This window comes from Aliiglaciecola sp. (genome assembly GCF_039982535.1).
In the GTDB taxonomy this organism is placed as follows: Bacteria; Pseudomonadota; Gammaproteobacteria; order Enterobacterales; family Alteromonadaceae; genus Aliiglaciecola.
Map to the genome: position 1 here is coordinate 133885 of NZ_JBDWYG010000031.1, position 8262 is coordinate 142146.

At 39.6% G+C, this 8262-nt stretch carries 7 protein-coding genes; 2 read left to right on the plus strand and 5 right to left on the minus strand.

The genetic code is table 11. The features are described from left to right. Positions 1-196 precede the first annotated feature (196 nt). Positions 197-1915 (plus strand): cation:proton antiporter, encoded by a 1719-nt coding sequence (locus ABJV04_RS07245; protein ID WP_348490690.1) that lies wholly within the window; start codon positions 197-199, stop codon positions 1913-1915. Next, complete coding sequence (locus ABJV04_RS07250; protein WP_348490692.1) at positions 1902-2855, plus strand: universal stress protein; 954 nt, start codon at positions 1902-1904, stop codon at positions 2853-2855. The genes ABJV04_RS07245 and ABJV04_RS07250 overlap by 14 nt, the downstream gene beginning before the upstream one ends. 99 nt (positions 2856-2954) lie before the next feature. Here the strand turns inward: ABJV04_RS07250 and ABJV04_RS07255 are convergent, their stop codons facing one another. The 5 genes from ABJV04_RS07255 to ABJV04_RS07275 all read right to left on the minus strand — a co-directional run. After that, a complete protein-coding gene (locus tag ABJV04_RS07255; protein WP_348490694.1) occupies positions 2955-5672 on the minus strand; it encodes a cation-transporting P-type ATPase in 2718 nt (905 codons plus the stop codon). 215 nt (positions 5673-5887) lie between these two features. Continuing rightward, entirely contained in the window at positions 5888-6478 is a 591-nt protein-coding gene (locus ABJV04_RS07260) for a hypothetical protein (protein WP_348490695.1), read from the minus strand. Positions 6479-6578: 100 nt separating this feature from the next. Further along, positions 6579-6896 carry a YdbL family protein gene (locus tag ABJV04_RS07265; RefSeq protein ID WP_348490697.1) on the minus strand — a complete coding sequence of 106 codons (318 nt, stop codon included), beginning with the start codon at positions 6894-6896 and terminating at the stop codon, positions 6579-6581. Between the two features lie 9 nt (positions 6897-6905). Continuing rightward, positions 6906-7067 (minus strand): YnbE family lipoprotein, encoded by a 162-nt coding sequence (locus ABJV04_RS07270; protein ID WP_348490706.1) that lies wholly within the window; start codon positions 7065-7067, stop codon positions 6906-6908. 14 nt (positions 7068-7081) lie between these two features. Beyond that, positions 7082-8262: YdbH domain-containing protein (locus ABJV04_RS07275; protein ID WP_348490698.1), on the minus strand; the 1181-nt coding region annotated here is incomplete at its 5' end.

Below are 8262 nucleotides of genomic sequence, written 5' to 3' on the forward strand. Positions count from 1 at the left end.
TTAGGCATCTATTGCAAGAATACATTGCCTGATAAAAGTGAAGCATCTGGTTTTAGGTTTTCGATTAGTAGAATAGGGGATATTTACGTTTATTAATGTATCGATATTGAACACTGATGTTGTAATTAATAAATGAATTAGCAGGATAAATATCGATTGCTCAATCAATAGAGCTAAACGAAATAGGGAAGCTGTAGTGAACATATTTGATATTATTTCTGGGTCATCGTTTGCAGAAATTGCTGCTATTTTAGTGTTGGCTGCGTTGTTAGGTTTTATCGGTTTACTCTTACGACAACCCCTTATCGTTAGTTTCATTGCCGTGGGTTTGGTCGCTGGCCCTTCAGTTTTAGATATCGTTCATTCTCAAGAACAAATCACCCTCTTATCCGAATTGGGTATCGCCATTTTACTGTTTTTGGTCGGTATCAAACTAGACGTTAAATTAATTAAATCCATTGGCGGAGTGTCGGTATTAACGGGCCTCGGACAAGTGGCATTTACCTCATTCGTTGGTTATTACATTGGTATTGCCATTGGTTTAGAGCATTTGACCAGCGTTTATGTTGCTGTAGCCCTGACATTTTCCTCTACCATCATCATCGTTAAATTGTTATCCGACAAGCGCGAAATAGACTCGCTCCATGGACAAATAGCTTTGGGGTTTTTGATAGTTCAAGATCTAGTTGTGGTGCTTGCTATGATCGTTCTGGCCGCCATAGGGATCGGTTCTGGACATGGTGGCGAATCATCGGTTTGGCAGGTCTCTATTTCAGGTATCGGATTAGTGGGCTTCGTTATCGTGTTTGTCCGCTATATTGCCAATCCACTAACTGAAATGTTAGCTAAAGTACCGGAGTTATTGGTGATATATGCCATTGCCCAAGCCGCATTATTTGCAGCTATAGGTGATATAGTCGGTTTAGGGATGGAAGTCGGGGGGCTATTAGCCGGTGTTTCATTAGCCTCTACGCCTTATCGTGAGAGTATCGCCGCCAGATTAGCGCCATTACGTGATTTTTTATTGTTATTCTTTTTCGTAGCCCTAGGCGCTTCTTTAGATTTAACCTTGCTGGGTTCTCACTTCCAAGGAGCAATGATATTTTCAGTATTTGTACTTATTGGAAACCCGCTAATCGTTATGCTGATTATGGGAATGTTGGGCTATCGTAAAAGAACAGGATTTCTGGCTGGTTTAACCGTGGCGCAAATAAGCGAATTCTCACTGATTTTTATAGCGATGGGGATCAGTTTAGGTCATGTAACTAACGACATTTTAGGCTTGGTTACGTTAGTCGGTATAGTCACTATCGCTGCTTCAACCTATATGATCACATATTCACATCAACTTTATGCTTTGTTTGAACCCCTGATTAGTTGGTTTGAGCGACCTGGAGCTCCCCGCGAAAAAACCTCCAATAATAAAGGTAACGACAATTATCCAGTGATCATATTTGGGTTAGGGCGATTAGGCACTGCTATTGCGTTGCGTCTAAAGCAAAAGGGCATAAATGTTTTGGGGGTGGATTTTAACCCCTCAGCAATAAAACGTTGGAATTATCTAGGGCTTAATACTGAATATGGCGATGCCACAGATGCAGAATTTATTCTTGAATTACCCCTTAAAAATACAAAATGGTTGTTGTCTACCATTCCTCATCATCACATCGGCTTATCATCTGAAGATATTCGCAAAACAGTAGCGCAATTAATACATGCTGCTGGCTTTACGGGAAAGCTGGGAGCCGTTTCTCATAATAGTGAAGATACCGAAGAACTAGCATTACTTGGCTTTGATCTGGTTTTAGAACCCTTTCAAGATACCGCAGATCGAACCGCCAACTTTTTGCTTGATGGTTTAAACGTTCAATCAAATGAAAATGTAATAGGAGACACTCAATATGAAAAGGTTTAAGAACTTTCTATACGTAATGAGCAATCACATTAATGAACCTTCAGCTGCATTAATGCGAGCAGTTTCTCTAGCAAAAAATAATCAAGCTGACTTGACCCTATTGTATGTTATACCGAAGTTATCGATTCCTAAAAATGCAAAAATCGATAAGAAAAAGATAGAACAAGACATACTCAAAGGTGAACAACAACATTTATTACAATTAGTTGACTCATTGGATAAAGACTTACAAATCAAAACCCAAGTAAGAGTCGGTAAACGTTACTTGGAAAGTATCCGCGCAGTTTTAGCGGAAAATTTTGATTTGGTGATTAAAGAAGCGGACAAGGTTAGTTGGCTAGAACGTCTTATAGGCAGTGACGATATGCAATTACTTCGTAACTGTCCTTGTCCGGTATTTTTGATGAAAAAAGATGAATTATCAGAATATAAACACGTAATGGCCGCCATAGATTTTGACGTAGAGGATGACGAAAGCTGCAATGAAGAGCTAAATGATACAATAATCGACCTCGCTAGCTCTTTATCTCTGTCTGAGTTTGCGACTTTACACATCGTTAATGCTTATGAAGTACCCGATGCCGGTTTTATCAGTTTATGGGTTGAACAACCGGAAAAAGTTGAGCGAGAGTTGTATGAATCAGAGTATCAAAATAGAAAAGTTAAGATGGAAAGTGTTTTCAATGAATTAAAGGAAAACTTAGGCGAAGAGTCTTTTAATTTTCTATCGATCCGTTCTCACATCAGTCGCGGAGATCCAGGCCAAGAATTACCTAAGATTGCTAAAAGCATAGGCGCAGATTTAGTTGTGATGGGGACTGTAGCAAGAACTGGAATTGCAGGGCTTGTAATTGGTAATACCGCAGAGACAATTCTTTATCAGCTACAAAGTTCCGTTCTTGCCATTAAACCCAAAGGCTTTGTATCTCCTGTGTCTTGAGGAGTTATACAAAGCCTAAAAGGAACTATTGATGACTTTATCAGCTAATCAATTTTCTTTACTGTAAACATAAAAATAGTAAAGAGAATTTGGTTAGCGCTAATGTCTAACGGTTTTCTTTAATGCCAGTCTTAGCTGTTTTTCTATCTCTATAATGGTAAACAATGCTACGCCTACAGCAAAAATGATGACACCATCAAGAAACGGAATAGACTCAGTATCAAAAACGGCTTGCAGTGGTGATAAATAAGTAATTGAAAATTGCGCCAAAGTAATGGCCAATATCACTAACCATACAAATTTAGTGCCGCGGATCCCTTTCCAGGTTAACGATGTTCCATAAATATTTCGAATAAAGAACAAATGGAAAATTTCCATGACGACAAGGGTATTTAACGCGATGGTACGAGCCAATTCAATTGAATAGCCTTTTTCAATTGCATAGTGATAAATACCAAAAACACCACACAAAAATAACACTGAAACGAATAAAACATGCCATATTAAACTGCCATTAAGCAGTGGTTCTTGACGGTTTCTAGGAGGGCGCAACATAGTATCGTCTTCTGTAGGCTCAAATGCTAAAACAACACCTAGGGTGATGGCAGTAACCAGATTGATCCACAATATTTGTATGGGAGTAACAGGCAATGTCATACCCATTAATAGGGCGACGATAATTGTCATGGCTTCGCCAGCATTGGTGGGCAATGTCCAACTAATCACTTTTTTAAGGTTGTCGTATACCGTTCGGCCTTCAGCAACAGCAGCAACGATGGATGAAAAGTTGTCATCAGCTAAAACCAGATCTGCTGATTCTTTTGCGGCTTCACTGCCTTTTTGTCCCATGGCGATGCCGGCGTCTGCACGTTTTAACGCTGGCGCATCATTGACTCCGTCACCGGTCATGGCAACAGTTAAACCATGAGATTGCAGCGCCATGACTAAACGTAGTTTATGTTCAGGACTGGTTCGAGCGAAAATGTCACACTCCAACACGGCTTGACGTAAAGCGATATCATCTAACTGATCCAAATCTGCACCAGTTAGTACTTTTGCCACATTTTCCAATCCAATTTGTTTACCAATGGCTGCTGCAGTTTTAGTATGATCTCCGGTGATCATTTTAACTTTGATACCGGCTTGATGACATTGGGCTACCGCTTCAATCGCTTCTTGGCGAGGAGGATCAATCATGCCCACTAAACCCAACAAGGTAATTGTACCCTTGATATCTTGGTGCTCTAGTACTGTATGCTCTGGCGGAAGAGTTCGAATTGCAAATGCTAAAACCCGCTGGCCTAAGCCTGCAATGGCTTCAGATTGTTGGTTCCAGTAGTTTGTATTTAGTGGCTCTGTTGAACCGTCTGCGGCCCGTTGATTTTCACACATGGCTAAAATTTGTTCTGGCGCACCTTTAATGAAAGCTACACCATGTTGTTGATGATCATGGTTCAAGGTGGCCATAAATCGATGTTTTGCATCAAAAGGAATGGCATCGGTGCGTGTCCATAATGCCTTTTCTTGATGTATATCTAAGTCCATTTTACCGGCAAAGGCCAATAAAGCGCCTTCCATAGGATCGCCTTCTACAATCCATTTATCTTTATCATGGCGAAGGGCAGCATCGTTACACAAGGCAGAGGCACGGGCGATTTCAGCTAACATTGTATGTTTATCTGGCGTGACGCTATCTTCACCTAACTTCAATGTGCCTTTTGGTTCGTAGCCGTTTCCTGTTAGGCTGAATAAGTGCTCATTGGTAAGGATAGAAGCTACCATCATTTCATTACGTGTTAAGGTGCCAGTCTTATCGGTGCAAATAACTGAAACTGAACCTAAGGTTTCAATTGCGGGTAGCCGCCGAACAATCGCGTTTCGTCGCGCCATTGCTTGTACACCAATGGCGAGAGTAATGGTCAATACCGCCGGTAAACCTTCGGGTATAGCAGCAACCGATAATCCAACTACCGCCATAAACATTTCTGTAAATTCGTAATTTGCGACAAAAGTACCAAATACCACTAACAGCGCAGCTACGACTAAAATGAACACCGTTAGCCATTTTGCAAAAACGCCCATTTGTGAAACAAGGGGAGTGGTTAGGGTTTCGACTTTACTCAATAATCCACTAATTCGACCTATTTCAGTATCTGCGCCCGTTGCAACAACTAAACCTTTACATTGTCCACTGGTTACTAGAGTGCCCGAAAACGCCATACATGATCGGTCACCCAATGGTGAATCATTTGCCACTGTTTGGCTGTTTTTTTCAACGGGAACGGACTCCCCAGTTAAAATGGCTTCTTGCACATAAGCATTATGTGCACTAAATATACGTAGATCTGCTGGGACTTTATCACCAGCTTCCAATAACACCATGTCTCCAGGGACTAACTTTTCACCATCAATGGTTATGCGCTCACCATCACGAATAACATTTGCTTGTGGCGCTAACATGTGACGAATTGCATTCATTGCCTGCTCAGCTTTACCTTCTTGAATGAAACCGATAATGGCATTGGCAATGACCACTGTTAGTATAACGGCGCTATCTATCCAATGCTCTAGAAGGCTAGTTATGACTGCAGAGGCAATTAATACATAAATTAATATATTGTGGAAGTGCGATAAAAAACGAAGTATAGGATTTCGAGAAGAAGTTTGTTGAAGTCGGTTAGGTCCATGTTTTTCATAGCGTTTATTAGCATCCGAGGTGGTTACGCCTAACTCGGATGAGTTAAGTTTTGCAATGGTTTCTTGGGTAGAAATGGTGTGCCAAGGCACTTGAGTACTCGAAGTCTCGCTATTTTCCATACTTATTGTCCTTGATGTAAATCCCTATGATTGAAAAGACGATAAAGAATAAATGTGGGCGCATTAATGATAATCATGTTGTACAAGGTAGGGATTTTGTTTAATCGAAATAAGGAAGTATAGATGTTCGAAAATTTAGTCGATATTGGTAATAGTACGTATTATTTTTTAGTTGTGGAGCAACCTTAACGTTTCGGATTGAGTTGCCTAAATAGCTAGGCACTTTTGTGTTTTAGCTTCCTTACTTGAAGATTAATTACTTTTGGGAGTAAAACAAAATTAAGTAAAATAGATGCGACTAGCAAAGTTCCACAAAGAACGATTATTCCTGTTGTAATTATTTGCAATAAAAGTGGAGGATGACTGAAACCGAATCTGAAAAATTGTGCTATGTCATAACGGTTAGCCGTGATTAAATCATCAAGCCAAATACCCAGATAAATTAAGCCTAAGCCAAGTAGCAGTTGCTTTAAGGCAATGGAGATTACTTTAATATAATTTAAGCTAGCATTTACTCTTTGAGCAATAGTTTCCACACAAAGAGTCGATGTAAAACTCTTAATCACAAAAAGTGATCCTAAGCCAACGGTTAAGATCATGGATAGCAACCATAGATGGCGCGTCATTTCCGGCAGACGTTCAGGATCCCTTGAACTACTCAAATCCGCAACGTACCAAATAGTTACTAAATAAATGATAAAGGCTAATATACTGAATAAAAATAATGGTAGAACCCATTTATTTTGGTTCTTCAATAATCGCTGATGTTGTTTGTTTTTTTCTTCGAGACGTTTTAATACATCCATGTCCATATCTCTGTTGTATATAATTTCACTACTTCAACAGCGCTAACTAAGGCTTTTGATTATCAAATGATGTTTAGACAGCCAAAAGCCCATTTAAAACCTATTTCTTTACCCATTCTCCGTCGTATTTAACATAGTAGCCTTTAGCCGTTTTCTCGAAGGCCTTTTGCGCTGCTAATTTTTCCACTTGAGTTAAAGATATATTGTTCTTTTTGGCCAGTTCCATATACCTAGCTTTGCGTTTAACGTTGACCTTGCCAACCAATTCTAAAACGTCAGAGCGCTTTACTACCGCACCTAAATAACCATTGTCTTGTTCGCCAACTAAACCACTTTTTTTCGCGTCGCCTAGCTCAAGAGCAAATACAGCGCTACAAAAGAGCAGGGCACTTAACATTGTTATACGTAAAATTTTCATTCTTACTCCTTAAAATAAGTCACTGTCGTCACTGAATATATCGTCTAATTCTTTATCAACTTTGACCCGTATTTCATGGTCCACTTTCACGTTGATATTGATGGTTATGGGTTCCTTGGTTTCTACTTGCACTGTGTGTGTACAAGCAACAATAAACATTGCAGGAACCATTATGAGCAGTTTTTTCACAGATTCTTATCCTTATTTGATAATCTTTGTTGAATACGTTTTTCTATGGAATTTTGTACTGAGTTGGTTATCCTCATTGACTTAAACAAAGTGAAGATGTTTTCTTTATGGCTATAATTAAAGTTTATTTCCTGTTGTTTGTCAGGATTAATCCCGTTTATACCAATTTTTAAATCCAACCAACCATCATCTGATAAAGAAACTTCACTGGAAAGTTTACTAAATTCGACGTTCTCTAAAAAGGCCAATTGATCCTGCTGTTCTTTAATGGCATTGAATGCTTGGTTATTGCTGATTAAGAGTGTACCTGGGCCATCATTGAGCAGTGTGCCTTGTTCAATATTACTAAAGCCTGAATCCCAATAAATGGGTAGATCGCCGGATATCTCGCCGCTAACCTCTATTCCTTCTTGGTTTTGCAACTCAACAAGTTGCTTTAAATCCAAATCGTTAATATCAAGTTTGAGTAGTTGTTTGCGATTATCTAACCAAAAATCAGCAAGGGTTACCCGTCCGCCGATAATTCGAGCTTCAGCAAAGTCCAATTTAGGCACACTATCTAGCATAGATATGTTTGCTTCAATTTGTGTCATCGGCACACCTACATTAATTTCTTCAACCGTAATCTTGCCATGGTCAAGCTGAATTCCAGATGAATCAAGTATAAAGGGAGCACCCATTTGAGCATTAATGATTTGATAATCTTGGTATTCTCCACTTAAACCGGTAATAGTTAAGTCACCGTTGAAGTCGTTGTTACTATCATTTTTATCGAAATCTAGCGTCAAATCGCCAGTGAGTAAATTTAACTCAGGAAGAATTTGTTGCAGCAAAGAATTAAGGTAAGTGACAGACTGTTCGGGCACCAATAGCGATAGGCTTTGGGCATCATGAAATAGATTGGCTAACAAACCTGAGGGCAGGGTAATTTCGTGGTTTCCGGTGAGTTGGTAAGGCTCTATTTGGCCATTTATATCGTGTTTGACATCGATATTGTTGAGGTTAATTATATCACTGCTGATGCCCAGAAGTTTTGACTTGCCAGTGCCACTGATTGTTTGCTTGTCGTCCAGCAAAACAGTGAAATTGCTCGCCAATGATTTTGCTGCAAAGTCATCATATTTGATATCTTGCAGAGCAGTTGTAAAATTCACCCTTAATTGCTCGATAGTGTCAC

What these genes read in the sequence shown, in the direction of transcription:
- ABJV04_RS07250 (WP_348490692.1), top strand. Translation starts at nt 1,902, where the DNA reads ATGAAAAGGTTTAAGAACTTTCTATACGTAATGAGCAATCACATTAAT.
- ABJV04_RS07255 (WP_348490694.1), bottom strand. Translation starts at nt 5,672, where the DNA reads ATGGAAAATAGCGAGACTTCGAGTACTCAAGTGCCTTGGCACACCATT.
- ABJV04_RS07260 (WP_348490695.1), bottom strand. Translation starts at nt 6,478, where the DNA reads ATGGATGTATTAAAACGTCTCGAAGAAAAAAACAAACAACATCAGCGA.
- ABJV04_RS07265 (WP_348490697.1), bottom strand. Translation starts at nt 6,896, where the DNA reads ATGAAAATTTTACGTATAACAATGTTAAGTGCCCTGCTCTTTTGTAGC.
- ABJV04_RS07270 (WP_348490706.1), bottom strand. Translation starts at nt 7,067, where the DNA reads ATGGTTCCTGCAATGTTTATTGTTGCTTGTACACACACAGTGCAAGTA.